Origin of the sequence: Kitasatospora sp. DSM 101779, assembly GCF_025655475.1 — a bacterium.
Lineage (GTDB): Bacteria > Actinomycetota > Actinomycetes > Streptomycetales > Streptomycetaceae > Kitasatospora.
On record NZ_JAHTIK010000001.1, the window covers coordinates 5,598,006 to 5,617,116 of the forward strand.

The 19,111-nt window shown below is 72.6% G+C and carries 23 protein-coding genes; 17 read left to right on the forward strand and 6 right to left on the reverse strand.

Annotation, left to right across the window (positions count from 1 at the left end; all coding sequences use genetic code 11):
• Positions 1–61: 61 nt before the first annotated feature.
• From KSNIM_RS25440 to era, 11 genes are all read left to right on the forward strand, one after another.
• The gene (locus KSNIM_RS25440) at positions 62–421 is read left to right on the forward strand and encodes a histidine triad nucleotide-binding protein (RefSeq protein WP_263105451.1); all 360 of its coding nucleotides are present in this window, start codon (positions 62–64) and stop codon (positions 419–421) included.
• 1 nt (position 422) lies between these two features.
• A complete protein-coding gene (locus tag KSNIM_RS25445) occupies positions 423–1,343 on the forward strand; it encodes a ribonuclease Z (RefSeq protein WP_263105452.1) in 921 nt (306 codons plus the stop codon).
• 387 nt (positions 1,344–1,730) lie between these two features.
• Complete coding sequence (locus tag KSNIM_RS25450; protein WP_411543772.1) at positions 1,731–2,846, forward strand: PhoH family protein; 1,116 nt, start codon at positions 1,731–1,733, stop codon at positions 2,844–2,846.
• Positions 2,847–2,860: 14 nt separating this feature from the next.
• Positions 2,861–3,355, forward strand: coding sequence for an rRNA maturation RNase YbeY (gene ybeY / locus KSNIM_RS25455; protein WP_263105453.1), 495 nt, complete (start codon positions 2,861–2,863; stop codon positions 3,353–3,355).
• A 13-nt stretch (positions 3,356–3,368) separates the two neighbouring features.
• On the forward strand, positions 3,369–4,703 hold the full coding sequence (locus KSNIM_RS25460) for a hemolysin family protein (protein WP_263105454.1): 1,335 nt from the start codon (positions 3,369–3,371) through the stop codon (positions 4,701–4,703).
• 115 nt (positions 4,704–4,818) lie between these two features.
• Complete coding sequence (locus KSNIM_RS25465) at positions 4,819–5,055, forward strand: hypothetical protein (RefSeq protein WP_263105455.1); 237 nt, start codon at positions 4,819–4,821, stop codon at positions 5,053–5,055.
• A gap of 19 nt (positions 5,056–5,074) precedes the next feature.
• Positions 5,075–5,611, forward strand: a complete 537-nt coding sequence (locus KSNIM_RS25470) for a DUF4383 domain-containing protein (RefSeq protein ID WP_263105456.1) — start codon at positions 5,075–5,077, stop codon at positions 5,609–5,611.
• 143 nt (positions 5,612–5,754) lie between these two features.
• The gene (locus KSNIM_RS25475) at positions 5,755–6,753 is read left to right on the forward strand and encodes an aldo/keto reductase (protein ID WP_263105457.1); all 999 of its coding nucleotides are present in this window, start codon (positions 5,755–5,757) and stop codon (positions 6,751–6,753) included.
• 66 nt (positions 6,754–6,819) lie between these two features.
• Positions 6,820–7,173, forward strand: a complete 354-nt coding sequence (locus KSNIM_RS25480; RefSeq protein WP_263105458.1) for a cytidine deaminase — start codon at positions 6,820–6,822, stop codon at positions 7,171–7,173.
• Between the two features lie 139 nt (positions 7,174–7,312).
• Positions 7,313–7,468 (forward strand): hypothetical protein, encoded by a 156-nt coding sequence (locus KSNIM_RS25485; protein ID WP_159400980.1) that lies wholly within the window; start codon positions 7,313–7,315, stop codon positions 7,466–7,468.
• 57 nt (positions 7,469–7,525) lie between these two features.
• Positions 7,526–8,455 carry a GTPase Era gene (gene era, locus KSNIM_RS25490; protein WP_263105459.1) on the forward strand — a complete coding sequence of 310 codons (930 nt, stop codon included), beginning with the start codon at positions 7,526–7,528 and terminating at the stop codon, positions 8,453–8,455.
• A gap of 184 nt (positions 8,456–8,639) precedes the next feature.
• Here the strand turns inward: era and KSNIM_RS39460 are convergent, their stop codons facing one another.
• The gene (locus KSNIM_RS39460) at positions 8,640–8,930 is read right to left on the reverse strand and encodes a hypothetical protein (RefSeq protein WP_411543773.1); all 291 of its coding nucleotides are present in this window, start codon (positions 8,928–8,930) and stop codon (positions 8,640–8,642) included.
• Here KSNIM_RS39460 and KSNIM_RS39465 point away from each other — a divergent pair.
• Both KSNIM_RS39465 and KSNIM_RS25505 read left to right on the forward strand, forming a co-directional pair.
• Positions 8,818–9,570, forward strand: coding sequence for a hypothetical protein (locus KSNIM_RS39465; protein WP_411543886.1), 753 nt, complete (start codon positions 8,818–8,820; stop codon positions 9,568–9,570). The genes KSNIM_RS39460 and KSNIM_RS39465 overlap by 113 nt on opposite strands.
• Positions 9,571–9,735: 165 nt before the next feature.
• Positions 9,736–9,969 (forward strand): hypothetical protein, encoded by a 234-nt coding sequence (locus tag KSNIM_RS25505; RefSeq protein ID WP_263105460.1) that lies wholly within the window; start codon positions 9,736–9,738, stop codon positions 9,967–9,969.
• Positions 9,970–10,229: 260 nt separating this feature from the next.
• Here the strand turns inward: KSNIM_RS25505 and KSNIM_RS25510 are convergent, their stop codons facing one another.
• Both KSNIM_RS25510 and KSNIM_RS25515 read right to left on the reverse strand, forming a co-directional pair.
• The gene (locus KSNIM_RS25510) at positions 10,230–10,496 is read right to left on the reverse strand and encodes a protealysin inhibitor emfourin (RefSeq protein WP_263105461.1); all 267 of its coding nucleotides are present in this window, start codon (positions 10,494–10,496) and stop codon (positions 10,230–10,232) included.
• A gap of 63 nt (positions 10,497–10,559) precedes the next feature.
• Entirely contained in the window at positions 10,560–11,591 is a 1,032-nt protein-coding gene (locus KSNIM_RS25515) for a M4 family metallopeptidase (protein WP_263105462.1), read from the reverse strand.
• Positions 11,592–11,899: 308 nt separating this feature from the next.
• Between KSNIM_RS25515 and leuA the strand changes: the two genes are divergently transcribed.
• From leuA to KSNIM_RS25535, 4 genes are all read left to right on the forward strand, one after another.
• A complete protein-coding gene (gene leuA / locus KSNIM_RS25520; RefSeq protein ID WP_263105463.1) occupies positions 11,900–13,681 on the forward strand; it encodes a 2-isopropylmalate synthase in 1,782 nt (593 codons plus the stop codon).
• A 262-nt stretch (positions 13,682–13,943) separates the two neighbouring features.
• Complete coding sequence (locus KSNIM_RS25525; RefSeq protein ID WP_263105464.1) at positions 13,944–14,621, forward strand: TerB family tellurite resistance protein; 678 nt, start codon at positions 13,944–13,946, stop codon at positions 14,619–14,621.
• A gap of 387 nt (positions 14,622–15,008) precedes the next feature.
• Complete coding sequence (gene recO / locus KSNIM_RS25530; protein WP_263105465.1) at positions 15,009–15,755, forward strand: DNA repair protein RecO; 747 nt, start codon at positions 15,009–15,011, stop codon at positions 15,753–15,755.
• Positions 15,756–15,757: 2 nt separating this feature from the next.
• Positions 15,758–16,606: an isoprenyl transferase gene (locus tag KSNIM_RS25535; protein WP_263105466.1), complete on the forward strand. Its 849-nt coding sequence runs from the start codon at positions 15,758–15,760 to the stop codon at positions 16,604–16,606.
• A 151-nt stretch (positions 16,607–16,757) separates the two neighbouring features.
• Here KSNIM_RS25535 and KSNIM_RS25540 read toward each other — a convergent pair whose 3' ends face one another.
• From KSNIM_RS25540 to KSNIM_RS25550, 3 genes are read right to left on the reverse strand one after another with little or no spacing between them, the layout of a single operon-like run.
• On the reverse strand, positions 16,758–17,168 hold the full coding sequence (locus tag KSNIM_RS25540) for a Fur family transcriptional regulator (RefSeq protein WP_263105467.1): 411 nt from the start codon (positions 17,166–17,168) through the stop codon (positions 16,758–16,760).
• 35 nt (positions 17,169–17,203) lie between these two features.
• Positions 17,204–18,175 carry a metal ABC transporter permease gene (locus tag KSNIM_RS25545; protein WP_263108111.1) on the reverse strand — a complete coding sequence of 324 codons (972 nt, stop codon included), beginning with the start codon at positions 18,173–18,175 and terminating at the stop codon, positions 17,204–17,206.
• Positions 18,175–19,107 carry a metal ABC transporter ATP-binding protein gene (locus KSNIM_RS25550; protein ID WP_263105468.1) on the reverse strand — a complete coding sequence of 311 codons (933 nt, stop codon included), beginning with the start codon at positions 19,105–19,107 and terminating at the stop codon, positions 18,175–18,177. Before KSNIM_RS25550 ends, KSNIM_RS25545 begins: the two co-directional genes overlap by 1 nt.
• Between the last annotated feature and the right edge of the window lie 4 nt (positions 19,108–19,111).

Genomic DNA, 19,111 nt, shown 5'->3' on the forward strand with positions numbered 1-19,111 from the left:
GGAGTGCGCAGCTCGGCTAGGCTGCGGACCGTCAGGAACGTGCACCCGCAAGGAGACCGCCATGGCCGGCGAGGCCCAGCCCGACTGCCTGTTCTGCAAGATCGTGGCGGGGGAGATCCCGGCGACCGTCGTCCGGGAGACCGAGCGCACCGTCGCCTTCCGGGACATCAACCCGCAGGCGCCGACGCACGTCCTGGTGATTCCGAAGGTGCACTACCCGAACGCGGCCGCGCTCGCCGCCGCCGAGCCGGAGATCACCGCCCAGCTGCTCACCGAGGCCGCCCGGGTCGCCGAGGACGAGGAGATCGACGGCCACGGCTACCGGATGATCTTCAACACCGGCTCCGGCGCCGGCCAGACGGTCTTCCACGCCCACCTCCACGTGCTCGGCGGGGTGCAGCTGCGCGAGGGCCTGGTCTGAAGTGTCCCAGCGCGAACTCGTCGTCCTCGGCACCGCCAGCCAGGTCCCCACGCGACACCGCAACCACAACGGCTACCTGCTGCGGTGGGACGGCGAGGGCCTGCTCTTCGACCCCGGCGAGGGCACCCAGCGGCAGATGCTGCACGCCGGCGTATCCGCCACCCAGATCACCCGGATCGCCGTCACCCACTTCCACGGCGACCACTGCCTGGGCCTGGCCGGCGTCGTCCAGCGGATCAACCTGGACCGCGTGCCGCATCCGGTGGACGCCTACTACCCGGCCTCCGGCCAGGTCTTCTTCGACCGGCTGCGGTACGCCTCGGCCTTCCACGAGACGGCGGAGCTGCGGCAGCGGCCGATCCTCGACCCCGGGCCGCTGGAGGCCCCGGGCGCGCCGTTCGAGCTGGCCGCGGCCCGGCTGTCGCACCCGGTGGAGTCCTTCGGCTACCGGCTCACCGAGCCGGACAGCCGCCGGATGCTGCCCGAGCGGCTCGCCGCCCTCGGCCTGCGCGGGCCCGCGGTCGGCGCGCTCCAGCAGCACGGCCGGGTCGAGCTGGACGGCCGCACCGTCACCCTGGACGAGGTCAGCGAGACGCGGCCCGGCCAGCGTTTCGCCTTCGTGATGGACACCCGTCTGTGCGACGGCGTCGGCGAGCTCGCCGAGGGCGCCGACATGCTGGTGATCGAGGCGACCTTCGTGGACGCCGACGAGCACCTGGCGTCCGAGCACGGCCACCTCACCGCGGCGCAGGCCGCCCGGGTCGCGGCCGAGGCCGGTGTGCGCACCCTTGTCCTCACGCACTTCTCGCAGCGCTACCCCGTCCTCGACCAGCACCTCGCCGAGGCTCGCAAGCACTTCGACGGGGAGATCGTGATCGCCGAGGACCTGGCCCGCGTCCCGGTCCCCCGCCGCCGCGCCTAGGGTGTGTCTTCACACGACATGGGTGCGCCACAAGGGCGCGGGGAACCGCGCGGTGCGGATGCGGGTCACGGTACAGATCACGGCTCGGCCCGTGCTGTCGTGACACCCACCCCGGATTGCGCAGGTCCCCGCGCCCCTGAGGCGACCACCCAAACGCGCCGGACCCCGGTGACGTCCCGGAGGCCGCCCGCGGGCACGGCCGGGACGGGAAAACCATTCGCGCGGTCCGGACGTGTGGCCCACCATCGAAACCGGCCGCCGCGGGCGGAGACGTGCCGCCCCTGCCCTCCGGGAGAGGGCCCGTGCGGCGTACCCTGGTGACCTCGGACACCCCGAGCTGCACCCCGAGATGACGGATTGGGATGAGGCAGGCCGCAGCGCCGACCCATGAGTGACACACCGCAGACCCACACCAACGGACAGCCGCGCCGTGAGGCGCCGGCCAGCACCCGGATCGTGATCCCCGAGAAGCACCCGATGGTGACGCTGCTGGGTGCGGCCGACTCGCTGCTGCGAGTGATCGAGCAGGGGTTCCCGCAGACCGACATCCACGTGCGCGGCAACGAGGTGACGGCCACCGGCGACCGCTCCGAGGTCAGGCTGGTCGAGCAGCTCTTCAACGAGATGATGCTGGTGCTGCGCACCGGCCAACCCCTGACGGAGGACGCCGTGGAGCGCTCCATCGCCATGCTCAGGAGCGCCGCCGAGGACCCGAACCACCCGGCGCCCTCCGAGGTGTTCACGGCGAACATCCTGTCCAACCGGGGCCGTACGATCCGCCCCAAGACGCTCAACCAGCAGCGTTATGTCGACGCGATCGACAAGCACACGATCGTCTTCGGCCTCGGCCCGGCCGGCACCGGCAAGACCTACCTGGCGATGGCCAAGGCCGTGCAGGCCCTGCAGGCCAAGGAGGTCAACCGGATCATCCTGACCCGGCCCGCCGTCGAGGCGGGGGAGCGGCTGGGCTTCCTGCCCGGCACGCTCTACGAGAAGATCGACCCGTACCTGCGCCCGCTCTACGACGCGCTGCACGACATGATGGACCCGGACTCGATCCCCCGGCTGATGGCCGCGGGCACCATCGAGGTCGCCCCGCTCGCCTACATGCGCGGCCGGACCCTCAACGACGCCTTCATCATCCTCGACGAGGCCCAGAACACCTCGCCCGAGCAGATGAAGATGTTCCTGACCCGGCTCGGCTTCAACTCGCGCGTGGTGGTCACCGGTGACACCAGCCAGATCGACCTGCCCGGCGGCACCCGCAGCGGCCTCAAGGTCGTCCAGGAGATCCTCGCCGACGTGCCGGACATCCACTTCTCGGTGCTGACCAGCACCGACGTGGTGCGGCACAAGCTGGTCGGCCGGATCGTGGACGCCTACGAGCGCTGGGACGCCCAGCAGGAGGCCGACCAGACCGGCACCGACCGCAAGCCCGTCCAGCGCCGGGGCGCCCGTGCCCCGCGTCAGTCCCAACGCCAGTCCCACCGCACCGAAAGCTGAGTCACAAGCCCTCCATGTCGATCGACATCGCCAACGAGTCCGGGTGGGACGTCGACGAGGAAGCCATCCTCGACGTCGCCCGCTTCGCCCTCGACAAGATGCGGATCCACCCGCAGTCCGAGCTCTCCGTGATCCTCGTCGACAGCGACGCGATGGCGGAGCTGCACGTCCAGTGGATGGACCTGCCCGGGCCCACCGACGTGATGTCCTTCCCGATGGACGAGCTGCGTCCCGGCAAGGAGGGCCAGGAGCTGCCGCAGGGCCTCCTCGGCGACATCGTGCTCTGCCCCGAGGTCGCCCAGCAGCAGGGCAAGGCCGCCCCCTCGCAGCACTCGATGGACGAGGAGCTGCAGCTGCTCACCGTCCACGGGGTGCTCCACGTGCTCGGCTACGACCACGAGGAGCCGGACGAGGAGAAGGAGATGTTCGGGCTGCAGAAGCGCATCCTGGACGACTGGCGCTCCGGCCGCGGCCTGTCCGGGATCTCCCCGGCGCCGACCGTCCACTGAAGGCCGGCCGCTTGTGAGTGGTGATAGTACGAGCTTCCTCGTCGGGGCTCTGCTGCTGGTCGTGGTCGGCTGGCTCGCCGCGTGCGCCGAGGCCGGCATCTCCCGGGTCTCCCGGTTCCGCGCCGAGGAGGCCGTCCGGGCGGGCCGCAAGGGTTCGGCCCGGCTGCTGACGGTGGCCACCGACCCGATCCGCTACCTCAACCTGGCCACCCTGATCCGGGTGGCCTGCGAGATGGCGGCGGCCGTCCTGGTCACGGTGGTCTTCGTCCGGAACGTCGACAAGACCTGGCAGGCGGTGCTCTCCGCGATCGCCGTGATGGTGCTGGTGTCCTTCGTCGCGGTCGGTGTCTCGCCGCGCACCATCGGCCGCCAGCACCCGCTGACCACGTCGACCGCCGCCTCCTTCGTGCTGCTGCCGCTGGCCCGGATCCTCGGGCCGATCCCGCGGCTGCTGATCCTGGTCGGCAACGCACTGACCCCGGGCAAGGGCTACAAGGAGGGTCCGTTCGCCTCCGAGGCCGAGCTGCGCGCCCTGGTCGACCTCGCCGAGAAGGACGACCTGATCGAGGACGAGGAGCGCCGCATGGTGCACTCCGTCTTCGAGCTCGGCGACACCATCGTCCGCGAGGTGATGGTGCCGCGCACCGACCTGGTGATGATCGAGCGCCACAAGAGCATCCGGCAGGCGCTCACCCTGGCGCTGCGCTCCGGCTTCTCGCGGATCCCGGTGGTCGGCGACAACGAGGACGACGTGGTCGGCATCGTCTACCTCAAGGACCTGATCCGGCGCACCCACGTCAACCGGGACGCCGAGTCCGAGCAGGTCGGCACGGTCATGCGGCCCGCCGTCTTCGTCCCGGACTCCAAGCCGGCCGGCGACCTGCTGCGCGAGATGCAGCAGATGCGCTCGCACGTGGCGATCGTGATCGACGAGTACGGCGGCACGGCCGGTCTGGTCACCATCGAGGACATCCTGGAGGAGATCGTCGGCGAGATCACCGACGAGTACGACCGGGAGATCGCGCCGGTCGAGGACCTCGGCGACGGCTCGTACCGGATCACCGCGCGGCTGCTGGTCGAGGACCTCGGCGAGCTGTTCGGGCTGGAGCTGGAGGACGAGGACGTCGAGACCGTCGGCGGCCTGCTCGCCAAGCACCTCGGGCGGGTGCCGATCCCCGGCTCCTCCTGCGACATCCCCGTCCCGGACGAGACGGCCACCGACCTGGTGGCGATCCGGCTGAGCGCCGAGAGCTCGGCCGGCCGCCGCAACCGCATCGACACCGTCGTCGCCGCGCCCGTCCGGGCCGTCGAGGACCCGGAGGACGAGCTCGCCGACCAGCAGAGCTGACCCCAGCCCACCGCGCCGACGGCCGGTCCCCCGCATCCGGGGGACCGGCCGTTCGTGCGACCACGGACCCCGCCGCGTTTGCCGCCGGGGCCCGGGCGTTTGCACCATGGAGGGTATGACGCACCAACTGCGCGCGGAGTACGGCCCGGCGGGCCGGTCCGGCGAAGTGAGAAGGTGGCACATCGTCCGGACCGCCAACCCCGCCGAGGGCATGTGCGGCGCCACGATCGAACCCGATGCCGAGACCAGGCCGGAGACGGACTGGGGGACGGGGCTGCGGACCTGCCAGCAGTGCGGTTCGCTCTACCTCCACGAGATTCCCTTCCACCGCGACTACCACGGCCACGGCTGACGTACGGCGGAGGCAGCAGATGAAACTGCAAGACGAACTTCCCGTGGACCACAGGCTCGCCCAGATCTACCGCTGGACGGCGGGCCTCGGCGGAGTGTTCCTGGTGGTCTTCGGCATCCTCGGCCTCGTCGACCAGGTCGGGTTCTTCGACACCGACGGCAAGGAGACCCTCGGCCTGTCCAGCAACGGCGCCCTCAGCGTGCTGTCGATCGTGGTCGGCGCCATCCTCATGATCGGTGCGGTGATCGGCGGCAACTTCGCGTCCACCCTGAACATGATCGTCGGGGTGCTGTTCATCCTCGCCGGCTTCGTCGGCCTCATGGTGCTCGACAGCAGCGCCAACCGGCTGGCCTTCCAGATCCCCAACGTGGTGTTCAGCTTCGCCTTCGGCTTCGCGGTGGTCACCTTCGGCATGTACGGCAGAGTGAGCAGCCACCTGCCGCATGACAACCCGTACTGGCGCGAGCGCCACAGCGGCCCGGAGACCGCGCCCAGCGGCCCGCAGACCCTCGTCAAGGTGCTCAAGCCCGGGCCGCCCAACCCGATCGGCCACTGATCCGGCCGTCGGCCACCGAGTGCAGCGGGAGGCCGGGATGCCAGCCGTCCCGGCCTCTCGGCGTGCCCGGCAAAGACTTTGACGGACCGTCGGATTCCGGGGGAGGGTGGGCGCCGACCGCACACCACCACGGAGGGGGACGGATGAGCCAGCGCTCACTCGGAGGGCTGAGGACCGCACCCGTCGGCTTCGGAGCCATGGTGCTCTCGCCCGGCATGTACGGGCGGACCGACGACGACCGGGGCGTCGCCGCCCTGCACGCCGCGCTGGACGCCGGCGCCACGATGATCGACACCGCCGACGGCTACGGCGCCGACGGCCACAACGAGGCCCTCGTCGGCCGGGCCGTCGCCGGCCGCCGCGACGAGGTGGTGATCGCCACCAAGTTCGGCTTCCGGATCCCCGAGGGCGCCGAACCGCATGCCTTCCCGGTCGGCTACGCCTTCGGCGAGCTGGCCGTCAACGCCGAGCCGAAGTACGTGCGCGGCTACGCCGAGCAGTCGCTGCGCAACCTCGGCACCGACGTCATCGACCTGTACTACCCGCACTTCCCCGACCCGCAGGTGCCACTCGAGGACACCGTCGGCGCCGTCGCCGACCTCGTCGCCGCCGGACTGGTGCGCCACCTCGGCCTCTCCAACGTGACCGCCGAACAGCTGCGCGCCGCGCACGCCGTCCACCCGGTGGCCGCCGTGCAGACCCAGTGGTCGATGTGGCAGCCGGTCGACCCGGAGCTGCTGGCCGCCGCCCGCGAACTCGGCACCGGCCTGGTCGCCTGGAGCCCGCTCGGCGGCGGCTTCCTCACCGGCACCGTCCAGCAGCTCGGCGAGGACGACTTCCGCCGGCACATCCCCCGCTTCGACGAGGCCAACCTGCGGACCAACAACGACCGCTACGCCCCGCTGCGCGGCATCGCCGCCGACCTCGGCCTCACCCCCGGGCAACTGGCGCTGGCCTGGCTGCTGCACCAGGACGAACACGTGGTGCCGATCCCCGGCAGCCGCACCCCCGCCCACATCGCCGAGAACACCGCGGCGGCCGGGGTGACCCTGGACGCCGCCGTGCTGCGCCGCATCGACGAGGCCCTCGCGCTGTTCGCCCCGGCCGGCCGGGGCGCCCTGCTGGCGGAGGCCGACGGCTGAACGGGCGGCGTCCGCCCCGCGGTCCGGCGCGAACGGCGCGGGGGCGCCCGCCTATGCTCAGGGCCCATGAGTGAGATCACCGAACTGGACCCCGAGGACAAGAAGATCATCACCCTGGCCCGCTCCGTCCGCGCCCGCAACGGCGTGGCGGAGGGGGCCGCGGTGCGCGACGAGACCGGCCGCACCTACACGGCCGGCAGCGTCGCCCTGGAGTCGCTGCGCCTCAGCGCGCTGCAGACCGCGGTGGCCATGGCCGTGGCCAGCGGGGCCAAGGGCCTGGAGGCCGCCGCGGTGGTCACCGAGGCCGACACCCCGGCCGAGGCCGACCTCGCCGCCGTGCGCGACCTCGGCGGCGCCGGCACCCCGCTGCTGCTGGCCGGCCCCGACGGCACCCTGCGGAGCCGTACCGGGGCGCGCTGACCCGGTCGCCCAGGCAGGGGCGCGTGGGGGCACCGCCCGGCCCCTCGGCCGTCGGGTGCCCCCACGCGCCCCTGAGGGACCGCCCCCCGGGGCCGATAGTCTGATCGGGCGGGGTGGTTCGGGGGCAGGGGGAGGGGACATGGGCGTACTGGCGTTCTTCGCGGGGCTGCTGCTCACCGTCATGGGCTTCGGCCGCTGGCGGGAGACCGGCTCGCCCTACTGGCTGATCGGCTCGCTCGTGCTGCTCGTTCTCGTCCTGGTCGGAGCGCTGACCGGTGGCAAGAAGACCGGCTGAGCCGCGGCCCCGGCGCAGCGTCCGTCCGGCCGTCGGTGATCAGGGAGAATGGTGCCCATGAATGCCCCTTCCTCCCCGTACCGCTCCGGGTTCGCGTGCTTCGTCGGCCGTCCCAACGCGGGCAAGTCGACCCTGACCAACGCCCTGGTCGGGACGAAGGTCGCGATCACCTCCGACCGACCGCAGACCACCCGGCACACCGTGCGCGGCATCGTGCACCGCCCGGACGCACAGCTCGTCCTGGTCGACACCCCGGGCCTGCACAAGCCGCGCACGCTGCTCGGCGAGCGGCTCAACGACCTCGTCCGCTCCACCTGGGCGGAGGTCGACGTGATCGGCTTCTGCCTGCCCGCCGACCAGAAGCTCGGCCCCGGCGACCGGTTCATCGCCAAGGAGCTCGCCGAGGTCCGCAAGACCCCCAAGGTCGCGATCGTCACCAAGACCGACCTGGTCGACTCCAAGCGGCTGGCCGAGCAGCTGATCGCCATCCACCAGCTCGGCGCCGAGCTCGGCATCGAGTGGGCCGAGATCATTCCCGTCTCCGCCGTCGGCGACCAGCAGGTCGCACTGGTGGGCGACCTGATCACCAAGCTGCTCCCCGAGGGCCAGCCGCTCTACCCGGACGGCGACCTGACCGACGAGCCCGAGCAGATCATGGTCGCCGAGCTGATCCGCGAGGCCGCCCTGGAGGGCGTCCGCGACGAGCTCCCGCACTCGCTCGCCGTGGTCGTCGAGGAGATGCTCCCGCGCGAGGGCAGGCCGGCCGACCGCCCGCTGCTCGACATCCACGCCAACGTGTACATCGAGCGGCAGAGCCAGAAGGCGATCGTCATCGGCGCCAAGGGCTCCCGGCTGAAGCACGTCGGCACCACCGCCCGCAAGCACATCGAGGCGCTGCTCGGCACACCCGTCTACCTCGACCTGCACGTCAAGGTCGCCAAGGACTGGCAGCGCGACCCGAAGCAGCTGCGCAAGCTGGGCTTCTGAGCCGCCGCCCCGCAGCCCCGTACGGCCCACCGGCACCGCGCCGGCGGGCCGTCGCCGTTTCCTGGCCCTGCCGCACTGGTCTGCCGGGCGCGCGCCCGGCAGACCAGTGCGGCAGGGCCAGGCGGACCCGCGAACGACCGGCGCGGCGAACCGTCGCCGGGCAGCAGGCCCATCCGCACCGCGGTCAGGGGCGCAGCAGCCGGGCCGGCATCAGGTCGTCGGCGCCGACCAGGGCGGCGTCACCGGGGACGTCCGAGCCGGCGTCCTGCAGCGCCCGCAGCACCGGCGCCCGGCCAGGCCGCGAGACCGTCCAGCTGTACCTCGCCCCGGACGGCTCCGACCGCAGCCGACCCGACCGCCACCTGGCCGGATCCGCCGTGGTGGAGGCGGCGCCCGGCGAGGTGGCGACCGCCCGGGTGACCGTCCCGCCGTGCGCCGTGCAGACCTGGGAGGCCGCCGCCCGGGCGTGGTGCACCCGGCCCGGTGTCACACCGTGGAGGCCGGCCGCAGCGCCGCCGACCGCCCGCCGACCGGGGCCCTCCAGGGCCGGACTCCGACTGACGAGCCATCGGATGCGCACGTACGGTGTGCGAGTCGTGGAGGCTGCGCCCACCGTCCGTTCACGCGACCGGTGTCCGTCCTTCATGTGGGCGAATCTGCTCGTCCCTCGGGGACCGAGACGGTCTCTTCCGGCAACAGCGCTCCGGAAGGCGAAGAACGGCATGGGACAGCCGAGGTTCCTGATCGTCAGCAGACCCGCCCGACCAGGCACCGTCGGCGGTGACGCCGTATGGCGGCTGCTCGGGGCGAACAACCGCCACCTCGGGCAGGGCGGCGAGCCGTTCCGCGACGTACCCGGCTGCCTCACCGCCATCGACAGCCTGCGCCTCGGCCTCGACCGCGGCCGCCCCTCGATCGCCCCCGTCGACCACGGCCAGCTCTGGCGCTGGCGGCTCGACCTCGACGGCCGCACCGTCGCCTGCTCCACCCGCGCCTACCGGCGGCAGCGCGAGTGCCAGGACAGCCTGGCCCGCTTCCTCGCCGGCGCCAGCAGCGCCGAGCCCGCGCTGCTCGCCCACACCGCGTCCGCCCTCCGCCCGCGCAGCACCGCGTGAGCGCCGCCGACCCGGCCGCGGCGTCGGCAGCCGCCCCCGCACCGGACGCCCCGCGGACCCTGCACGCCGACGCCGGCCTCGCCGACCGCCTCTTCCCGCCTGGGCCGCCCGCGGCAGCGGCGCCTTCGTCCTGGTGGTGATCTCTCCGCCGGCGGCCACCTCGCCGTGCGCGCCACCGACGCGCTGCGCACCGCCGGCCTCAGCATCCTCACCGTCGAGAACTGGAACCCCGACGGCGGCCGTGGCCAGTTCGGCATCGCCGCCGTGCTGCTCGGCACCGTGTTCATCGGCGGCATCGCTGTCGGCCCGGCACTGCCCCTCGCCCTCGGCGGTGCCCTCTACATCGCGAGTACGCGCCCCGCCGACTGCGCCGCACCCTGGTCGGCCTGGTCGGCCTGATGGCCGCGCGCCCGGCGTCGTCTACGGCGTGGGGGCTTCGTCCTGCTGCAGTGCGAGCTCACCCCCACCGCCAGGTGGCTGGCCGCCAACCTCGGCTGGATCCCGCTGCTGAGGGTGGACGGCGTAGACCCGGACGACCCGCTCAACCCGCCGTTGATCTACACCGCCTCCACCCTGATGGCGGGGACTACGTCAACGGCCGCTTCGGCCGAGGCACCTCCCCCCGGGGCGTACGTGCCCGGGGGACGCGCCACGGGCGGTCAGGCGCCCTCGCGCAGGACCAGGCCGACCAGTTCGCGCTGGGAGTCGGTCAGCTTGGGGTCGGCGCAGTACACGGTGCGGCCGTCCACCGTGATCTCGTAGTGGAAGCCGTCCGGGACGCCGTACGAGGGCGCGCGCAGCCCGCCGGCCATCGCCTCGCGGGCCAGTGCGTGCACGTGCGGTGCGTCGTGGCGCGCGGCGGTGTCCAGCTCGGCGTGCTTGGCGTGGCCGGCGAAGCCGCCGGTCCTGGTGACCTGGATACGCATGGTTGTCAGTGTGCTACGCAGGGCTGGGCTTTGCCGAGGTCTTTCACAGAGTCCACCCGTACCTCAGGTTGTGCTGATTCCCACCTGTGACCACGCACGGGCCACCGCGTCCGCGACACCGCTCACCCGCGGGTAGTGCGAGGCGGCGGTGGCGACGGTGGCCCGGGCGAAGGCGGCGAAGCCGGTGGTGGGGGAGAGCCGGCCGCTGGTGAGGGTGTCGTACCAGATCCGCCCGGCGCCCTCCCAGGCGTGGCCGCCGATCGCGACCGCGGCCAGGTAGAAGGCGCGGTTGGGGATGCCGGAGTTGATGTGCACCCCGCCGGAGTCGCGACGGGTGCGGACGTAGCCGTCCATGTGCCCGGGCTGCGGGTCGGTGCCGAGCCGCTCGTCGTCGTAGGCGGTGCCGGGCGCTTTCATGGAGCGCAGGGCGACCCCGCGCACCCCGGGGGCGAGCAGTCCGGCGCCTATCAGCCAGTCCGCCTCCTCGGCCCGCTGGCCGAGCGCGTACTGCTTGACCAGCGAGCCGAAGACGTCCGAGAGCGACTCGTTGAGCGCCCCGGGCTGGTCCCGGTACTCCAGGTCGGCGGTGAACTGCGTGACGCCGTGCGTGAGTTCGTGGCCTATGACGTCCAGGCAGGCGGTGAAGTCGACGAAGATCTCGCCGTCCCCGTCGCCGAAGACCATCCGGCTGCCGTTCCAGAACGCGTTGTCGTAGCGGTCGCCGTAGTGGACGGTGGCGTCCAGCGGCAGCCAGGCGTCGTCGATCGAGGCCCGCCCGTACACCTCGCGGTAGAGCGCGAAGGTGGCGCCGAGGCCGTCGTAGGCGCGGTTGGCGGACTCGTCGGGGACGGGACCGTCGCCCTCGGCGCGGACGGTGCGGCCCGGCAGGCTCTCGCCGTGGCCGGCATCGGCGACGGTGCGGGACAACCGCTCGGGCGCGGCGCCGGCGGAGGGGCCGGCGAGCAGTCGCTGCGCGCGCAGCGCGGTGTCGATGGCCACGGAGCGCCGGGCCGGGGCGTGGCCCAGTTCGGCCAGTCGGTCGAGGACGTGGGGCGGGACGATGGCGCAGCACGGGTACGCGGAAGTCGCAGCCATGTCGCCCAGGGTGACGCATCCATGACGACTTGTCACCACCCTTGCGGAAAACGAACCGTCTCAGTGGGTGGAATCGTGGCGGGCTTCACTTCGTGTGCCCGATGAGCTGGGTTACGCTGGGGAACATCATGCGTTACGGGCTGCTTCTTCTTAGCTGCCGCGGCGAGGGCCTTTAGTCCATCGGAGGCCGGCTCCCTCGCCGCGGGGAGTCGTGTTGCGCCCTTCTGGATGCGGCACACCAGTCGGCCGAGTTCGGGTGTCCAAGCCCCGATCAGCCCGCAATCGACATGGAAGCCGAGAGTCACCCCATGACCGAGCAGTCGTCCGTCGCCCGCGCGTTCATCGACCGCCCCACCCCGATCACGGCACACACGGTGCAGCAGAAGCCCTCGGGCATGCCGTTCCACCGGTACGTACCCTTCGGCACCGTCGACCTGCCCGACCGCACCTGGCCGAGCAAGGTGATCACGCAGGCCCCGCGCTGGCTGTCCACCGACCTGCGGGACGGCAACCAGGCCCTGATCGACCCGATGTCCCCGGCCCGCAAGCGCAAGATGTTCGACCTGCTGGTGCGCATGGGCTACAAGGAGATCGAGGTCGGATTCCCGTCCTCCGGTGCCACCGACTTCGCCTTCGTGCGTTCCCTGATCGAGGAGAACGCGATCCCCGAGGACGTCACCATCTCGGTGCTGACCCAGGCCCGTGAGGACCTGATCGAGCGCACCGTGCAGTCCCTGAAGGGCGCCCCCCGGGCCACCGTCCACCTGTACAACGCCACCTCGCCGCTGTTCCGCCGGGTGGTCTTCAAGGGCAGCAAGGACGACATCAAGGCGATCGCCGTCGACGGCACCCGCCTGGTGATGGAGTACGCCGAGAAGATCCTGGGCGACGAGACCGTCCTGGGCTACGAGTACTCGCCGGAGATCTTCATCGACACCGAGCTGGACTTCGCCCTGGAGGTCTGCGAGGCGGTCATGGACGTCTGGCAGCCGGGCGAGGGTCGCGAGATCATCCTGAACCTGCCGACCACCGTCGAGCGGTCCACCCCGAACGTCTACGCCGACAAGATCGAGTGGATGTCGCGGAACCTGTCCCGCCGCGAGTTCGTCTGCCTGTCCACCCACCCGCACAACGACCGCGGCACCGGCGTCGCCTCGGCGGAGCTGGCCGTGATGGCCGGCGCCGACCGCGTCGAGGGCTGCCTGTTCGGCCAGGGTGAGCGCACCGGCAACCTGGACCTGGTCAACGTCGGCATGAACCTGTTCTCGCAGGGCGTCGACCCGATGATCGACTTCTCGGACATCGACGAGATCCGTCGTACCGCCGAGTACTGCAACCAGATGGGCGTCGCCGAGCGCCACCCCTACGCCGGCGACCTGGTCTACACCTCCTTCTCCGGCTCCCACCAGGACGCCATCAAGAAGGGCTTCGACGCCCTGGAGGCCGACGCGGCCGCCGCCGGCGTCCCGGTCGCCGACTTCACCTGGGGCGTCCCGTACCTGCCGATCGACCCGAAGGACGTCGGCCGCTCCTACGAGGCCGTGATCCGGGTCAACAGCCAGTCCGGCAAGGGCGGCATCGCGTACGTCCTGAAGAACGACCACAAGCTGGACCTGCCGCGCCGGATGCAGATCGAGTTCTCGAAGAACATCCAGTCGAAGACCGACGCCGAGGGCGGCGAGGTCACCCCGGCCGAGATCTGGGCGGTCTTCCAGGACGAGTACCTGCCCACCCCGGAGAACCCGTGGGGCCGCATCTCGCTGGACGGCCCGCGCAGCCTGACCACCGAGAACGGCCGCGACGTGCTGCACGCCGAGGCCGTCGTGGACGGCGAGCGCACCGCGCTGACCGGATCCGGCAACGGCCCGGTCTCCGCCTTCGTCGACGCCCTGGCCGGCATCGGCCTGGACGTCCGCGTCCTGGACTACGCCGAGCACGCGCTGAGCGAGGGCGGCGACGCCCAGGCCGCCGCCTACGTCGAGTGCGCCGTCGACGGCAAGGTGCTGTGGGGCGTCGGCATCGACGGCAACACCGTGCTGGCCTCGCTGAAGGCTCTGGTGAGCGCCGTCAACCGCGCGCAGCGCGGCTGACACCCCGAAGCGACGTGTACGAGGGGCCGCCCGCAGGGGCGGCCCCTCGCCGCGTTTCCGGGCCGTCCGGCCCCACCCGCCACCCCGTGTGTCCTGCGCCACATTTTTTCGTCCCGGCACCCGTTCGGGGTGCTGACACGTGCCCGTAACCGTGGCAACATCGACGCACCGGAACCGGGGTCGGTGGGACGGCCAGCGGAGTCCGGTCGCGTGACCTGCCCGCAGACGTGCAGGCCGCCTGCCATGTCTGGGGAGTGGCGCCGTGACAGGGTTGTGGGGTGTCCGTCCTCGCTGGCGGACTGACGTCCTCGGTGACTTCTTCTGCCCGGGCTGCGGCGGCGACCGCAACTACCGCCGACAGCACGGCCGGCGGTGGCTGCGGTTGCTCGGCACCCCGGTCCTGCCGCTCGGCCCCGTCATCGGCAGCGTGCAGTGCACCAGCTGTCACGGCCGCTACGGCGTCGAGGCGCTGGAGCAGCTCACCTCCGTCCGGCTCGCCGCGATGCTCCGCGACGCCCAGTACACCGTCGCCCTCGCCGTCCTCGCCGCCGGCGGCTCCGGCAGCCGGCCCGGCCGCGACGCCGCCTGCGCCCTCATCCGTGAGGCCGGCTTCGAGGACTGCGGCGAGGCCCAGGTGCTCGCCTCCCTCGCCGCACTGACCGGCCGCAGCGGCGGCGAACCCCAGGACGTCGACGACACCGCCGCCAGCGGCGCCGGCGGCCTCGCCATCGAACTCCACGCCGCCCTCGAACCGCTCGCCCCGCACCTGGCACCGGCCGGCCGCGAGCGCCTGGTCATGCAGGGCGCCTGGATCGCCCTGGCGGACGGCGGCTACCTCCCGCAGGAGCGGGCCGCCCTCGCCGCGGTCGGGCGCTGCCTGCGGATCGGACCCCCGCGGGTCGAGGACCTGCTGGAGGCCGCCACCCGCGCCCCGCGCTGACGCCGGGCGCCCCCGTCCCCCGCTCGTCCACCCTTCCCGAGCCGGCGTCCGTTCGTCCGGGCTCCCGTCCTGTCGTCCTGTCGTCCTCTTGTCCGTCCGGACTCCCGCTGCAGCACCATCCCTCGCGCGCCGGTCTCCCGGGCCGCGCCCCCGACCGGGCCCGACTCCCCCCTCCCGGGCCCGCCGTGTCCCGCACCGACAGGGCAACCCCCCGGCCCCGGTGCGGGCTCACGGCTGCCCGCACACGGCTCGGCGGCCTCGGCCCCGCCGGCCCGTCCGGCCCCGCCGCTCGGCCCCGCCGTGCGGGTCCGCCCGAAGCCCGGCCGGCGTGCGCGAGAATGGGGGGATGCCCATACTGCCCGCCGCCGTCGCCCGGAGTGCCGCCGCATGAGCCTGTTCCGCGACGACGGCGTGGTGCTGCGCACCCAGAAGCTCGGCGAGGCCGACCGGATCATCACCCTGCTCACCCGGCAGCACGGCCGGGTCCGCGCCGTCGCCCGCGGCGTGCGCCGCACCAAGTCCAAGTTCGGCGCCCGACTGGAGCCGTTCTCCCACGTCGATGTGCAGTTCTTCAGCCGGGGCAGCGACCTGGTCGGCCGCTCCCTGCCGCTGTGCACCCAGGTCGAGACCATCGCCCCCTACGGCGGCCGGATCGTCGGCGACTACGCCCGCTACACCGCCGGTACCGCCATGCTGGAGACCGCCGAGCGCTTCGCCGAGAACGAGGGCGAGCCCGCCGTCCAGCAGTACCTGCTCCTGGTCGGCGGCCTGCGCACCCTCGCCGCGGGCGAGCACGAGCCGCACCTGGTGCTCGACGCCTTCCTGCTCCGCTCCCTCGCGGTCAACGGCTACGGCGCGAGTTTCGACGCGTGCGCCAAGTGCGGCCTGCCCGGACCCAACCGTTTCTTCTCGCTCCAGGCGGGCGGCGTGCTCTGCGGCGACTGTCGGGTCCCTGGAAGTGCCGTACCCTCCCCTGAGACACTGGTCCTGCTCGGCGCACTGCTGTCGGGGGACTGGCAGACGGCGGACTCCTGCGAGCCGCGGTACTGGCGCGAGGGCAGCGGGCTGGTGGCCGCATATCTGCAGTGGCACCTGGAGCGGGGCATCCGCTCGATGAGATACGTGGAGAAGTGAGCATGGCAGCACGACGGCTCTTCGGCAGCAAGCAGCGGGTGTACGAGACCCCGGCGCCGCACCCGAGCGGCGCCCGGCCGCCGAAGATCCCCGGCGAGCTGGTGCCGAACCACGTGGCCTGCGTGATGGACGGCAACGGCCGCTGGGCCAAGGAGCGCGGCCTGCCCCGCACCGAGGGCCACAAGGTCGGCGAGGCCGTCGTCCTCGACGTACTCCGCGGCTGCCTGGAGATCGGCGTCAAGAACCTCTCGCTCTACGCCTTCTCCACCGAGAACTGGAAGCGGTCCCCGGAAGAGGTGAAGTTCCTGATGAACTTCAACCGGGACGTCATCCGCCGCCGCCGCGACGAGATGGACGCCATGGGCATCCGCATCCGCTGGGCCGGCCGCATGCCCAAGATGTGGAAGAGCGTCGTCCAGGAGCTCCAGGTCGCCCAGGAGCAGACCAAGGACAACACCGCCATGACGCTGTACTTCTGCGTCAACTACGGCGGCCGGGCCGAGATCGCCGACGCCGCCCAGGCCATCGCCCGCGACGTCGCCGCCGGCCGGCTCGACCCCAAGAAGGTCAACGAGAAGACCTTCGCCAAGTACCTGTACTACCCCGACATGCCGGACGTCGACCTGTTCCTGCGCCCCAGCGGCGAGCAGCGCACCTCCAACTTCCTCGCCTGGCAGTCCGCCTACGCCGAGTTCGTCTTCCAGGACGTGCTCTGGCCGGACTTCGACCGCCGCGACCTGTGGCGCGCCTGCGAGCAGTACGCGCGGCGCGACCGCCGCTTCGGCGGGGCGATCCCCAACGAGGTGCAGCAGGAGACCGCCTCCCCCGCCGAGGTGCCCGCCCAGCGCTGAGCGGGCGGCCCGCGAACACACACGGGCACACACGGATACACACGGATGCGCGGCGAGGCCCGGGTCGGAAGGACCCGGGCCTCGTGCTGTTGCAGTTGCGTCCGCGGTTGTACGTGCGGTGGTGGTGAAGCTGTGCCCGCGGTGGTGCCGGTCAGGCCTTCTGCGCGCAGTTGCCGCAGGTACCGAAGATCTCCAGTGTGTGCGCGATGTCGCTGAAGCCGTGCTCGGCGGCGACCGCGTTCGCCCAGTGCTCCACCGCCGGGCCCTCCACCTCGACCGTCGCACCGCAGCTGCGGCACACCAGGTGGTGGTGGTGCCCGCTGCTGCACCGCCGGTAGACCGCCTCGCCCTCGGCCGTCCGCAGCACGTCCACCTCACCGGCCTCGGCGAGGGACTGGAGCGTGCGGTACACCGTGGTCAGACCCACCGAGTCGCCCCGGTGCTTGAGCATGTCGTGCAGTTCCTGCGCGCTGCGGAAGTCCTCGATCTCGTCCAGCGCCGCCGAGACGGCGGCTCGCTGCCGAGTGGATCGGGCTCGCGGCGTCGGGCCTGCGGTGGTCACCGTGGGTCCTCCTGGGGGTGGGATGCTGTCGCACCTCATTGTGCCAGCCCCCGGCCCGCGGACGGCTCGCTCTCACGCCGTCCGTCCCGGCCCGCGGACGCCCCCTCCCGGCCCGGAGCGGTGCCGTCCCGGCCCGCCGACTGGGCGGGCAGCACCACGTCGCAGACCTCGGGACCGGAGTCCGGCGCCGCCCGGTGCCGGCGCCGGGACAACGGCCCGGCCACCGCCCCCAGCAGGGCGAAGGCGGCGATGGCCAGCAGCACGATGGCCGGACCGGACGGCACGTCGGCCTGGTACGAGCCCGCCACACCGAGCACCGCCACGGTGATGCCGAGACCGACCGCCGCCGCCTGGGTCGCCCGGAAGGAGCGCGTCACCTGCTGCGCCGCCGCCACCGGGACGACCATCAGCGCGCTGACCAGCAGCAGGCCGACCACCCGCATCGCCACCGTCACGGTGACCGCGGCCATCACGGCCAGCAGCAGGTTCAGCAGCCGGACGGGGATGCCGGTGACCCGGGCGAACTCCTCGTCCTGGCAGATCGCGAACAGCTGACGGCGCAGCCCGAAGGTGACGGCCACGACCACGGCGGCCAGCACCGCGATGGTCGCGAGGTCCTCGGGGCCGACGGTGAGGATGGAGCCCCACAGGTAGCTCTCCAGGTTGCCGCTGCCGGCCTGCGCGCTCACGCTGACCAGCAGTTTTCCGCAGGCCATGCCGCCGTAGAAGAGCATCGCGAGGGCGATGTCGCCGCGCTGGTTGCCGCGCGAGCGGACGAGTTCCATCACGACCGCGCCCAGCACGCAGACCAGGACGGCCATCCAGACCGGGCTGGTCTGGAACAGGAAGCCGAGGCCGACGCCGGTGAGGGCGACGTGCCCGATGCCGTCGCCCATCAGCGCCTGGCGCCGCTGCACCAGGTAGACGCCGACGGCCGGCGCGGTGATCCCGACCAGCACGGCGGCGACCAGCGCCCGCTGCATGAAGTCGAACTGGAGCATCTCGATCATGCGAGCAGTCCTCGGGTGTGGGTGTGGTCGTCGGCGTGCGGGTGGACGTGGTCGTGACCGGGCAGCGCGTGCTGCCCGACCCCCTGGGGCGGCGGGCCGTCGTGCGCCACACAGCCGTCCCGCAGCACCACGGCGCGGTCGATGAGCGGCTCCAGCGGGCCGAGTTCGTGCAGGACGAGCAGGACGGCGCAGCCGCGCTCGGCCTCCCGGCCCAGGATGTCGGCGAGCACCTGCTGGCTGGCGACGTCCACCCCGGCCATCGGCTCGTCCATGATCAGCAGGTCCGGTTCGCCGACCAGGGCGCGGGCGATCAGCACCCGCTGGTGCTGGCCGCCCGAGAGCCCGGCCACGCCGTCCTCGGCGCGGTCCAGCATGCCGACCGCGGCCAGCGCCCGGTCGACCGCCGCGCGGTCGCGCCGGCGGAAGGGCAGCAGTCGGTGCTGCGGCAGGCGTCCGGTGGAGACCACCTCGCGGACGGTCGCCGGAACGCCGCCGGCGGCGGTGGTGCGCTGCGGCACGTAGCCGATCCGGCGCCAGTCGCGGAACGAGCGGTACGGGGTGCCGAACAGCTCCAGGTGCCCGCGGTCCAGCGGGACGCCGCCGATCACCGCCTTGACGGTGGTCGACTTGCCCGAGCCGTTGGCGCCGAGCAGGGCCACCACCTCGCCGGGGCGGACGGTGAGGTCGACGCCGCGCAGCACCGGGCGGCCGCCAACGGAGGCGACCGCTTCGCGGAGACGGACGGCGGGCGGCTGCCCACCGGGGGCTGCGTCGGCGGCTGCGTCGGCCGTGGTGGTTGCGTCGGGTGCGGTGGCTGCTTCCGGCGCGGTGGTTGCTTCGGGTGCGGGGCTTGAGTCGGGCGCGGTGGTTGCTTCGGGTGCGGGGCTTGAGTCGGGCGCGGTGGTGCGCTCGGGGAGGACTGGGCTCATGGCG

What these genes read in the sequence shown, in the direction of transcription:
- KSNIM_RS25440 (WP_263105451.1), top strand. Translation starts at nt 62, where the DNA reads ATGGCCGGCGAGGCCCAGCCCGACTGCCTGTTCTGCAAGATCGTGGCG.
- KSNIM_RS25450 (WP_411543772.1), top strand. Translation starts at nt 1,731, where the DNA reads ATGAGTGACACACCGCAGACCCACACCAACGGACAGCCGCGCCGTGAG.
- ybeY (WP_263105453.1), top strand. Translation starts at nt 2,861, where the DNA reads ATGTCGATCGACATCGCCAACGAGTCCGGGTGGGACGTCGACGAGGAA.
- KSNIM_RS25465 (WP_263105455.1), top strand. Translation starts at nt 4,819, where the DNA reads ATGACGCACCAACTGCGCGCGGAGTACGGCCCGGCGGGCCGGTCCGGC.
- KSNIM_RS25470 (WP_263105456.1), top strand. Translation starts at nt 5,075, where the DNA reads ATGAAACTGCAAGACGAACTTCCCGTGGACCACAGGCTCGCCCAGATC.
- KSNIM_RS25475 (WP_263105457.1), top strand. Translation starts at nt 5,755, where the DNA reads ATGAGCCAGCGCTCACTCGGAGGGCTGAGGACCGCACCCGTCGGCTTC.
- KSNIM_RS25480 (WP_263105458.1), top strand. Translation starts at nt 6,820, where the DNA reads ATGAGTGAGATCACCGAACTGGACCCCGAGGACAAGAAGATCATCACC.
- KSNIM_RS25485 (WP_159400980.1), top strand. Translation starts at nt 7,313, where the DNA reads ATGGGCGTACTGGCGTTCTTCGCGGGGCTGCTGCTCACCGTCATGGGC.
- era (WP_263105459.1), top strand. Translation starts at nt 7,526, where the DNA reads ATGAATGCCCCTTCCTCCCCGTACCGCTCCGGGTTCGCGTGCTTCGTC.
- KSNIM_RS25510 (WP_263105461.1), bottom strand. Translation starts at nt 10,496, where the DNA reads ATGCGTATCCAGGTCACCAGGACCGGCGGCTTCGCCGGCCACGCCAAG.
- KSNIM_RS25515 (WP_263105462.1), bottom strand. Translation starts at nt 11,591, where the DNA reads ATGGCTGCGACTTCCGCGTACCCGTGCTGCGCCATCGTCCCGCCCCAC.
- leuA (WP_263105463.1), top strand. Translation starts at nt 11,900, where the DNA reads ATGACCGAGCAGTCGTCCGTCGCCCGCGCGTTCATCGACCGCCCCACC.
- recO (WP_263105465.1), top strand. Translation starts at nt 15,009, where the DNA reads ATGAGCCTGTTCCGCGACGACGGCGTGGTGCTGCGCACCCAGAAGCTC.
- KSNIM_RS25535 (WP_263105466.1), top strand. Translation starts at nt 15,758, where the DNA reads ATGGCAGCACGACGGCTCTTCGGCAGCAAGCAGCGGGTGTACGAGACC.
- KSNIM_RS25550 (WP_263105468.1), bottom strand. Translation starts at nt 19,107, where the DNA reads ATGAGCCCAGTCCTCCCCGAGCGCACCACCGCGCCCGACTCAAGCCCC.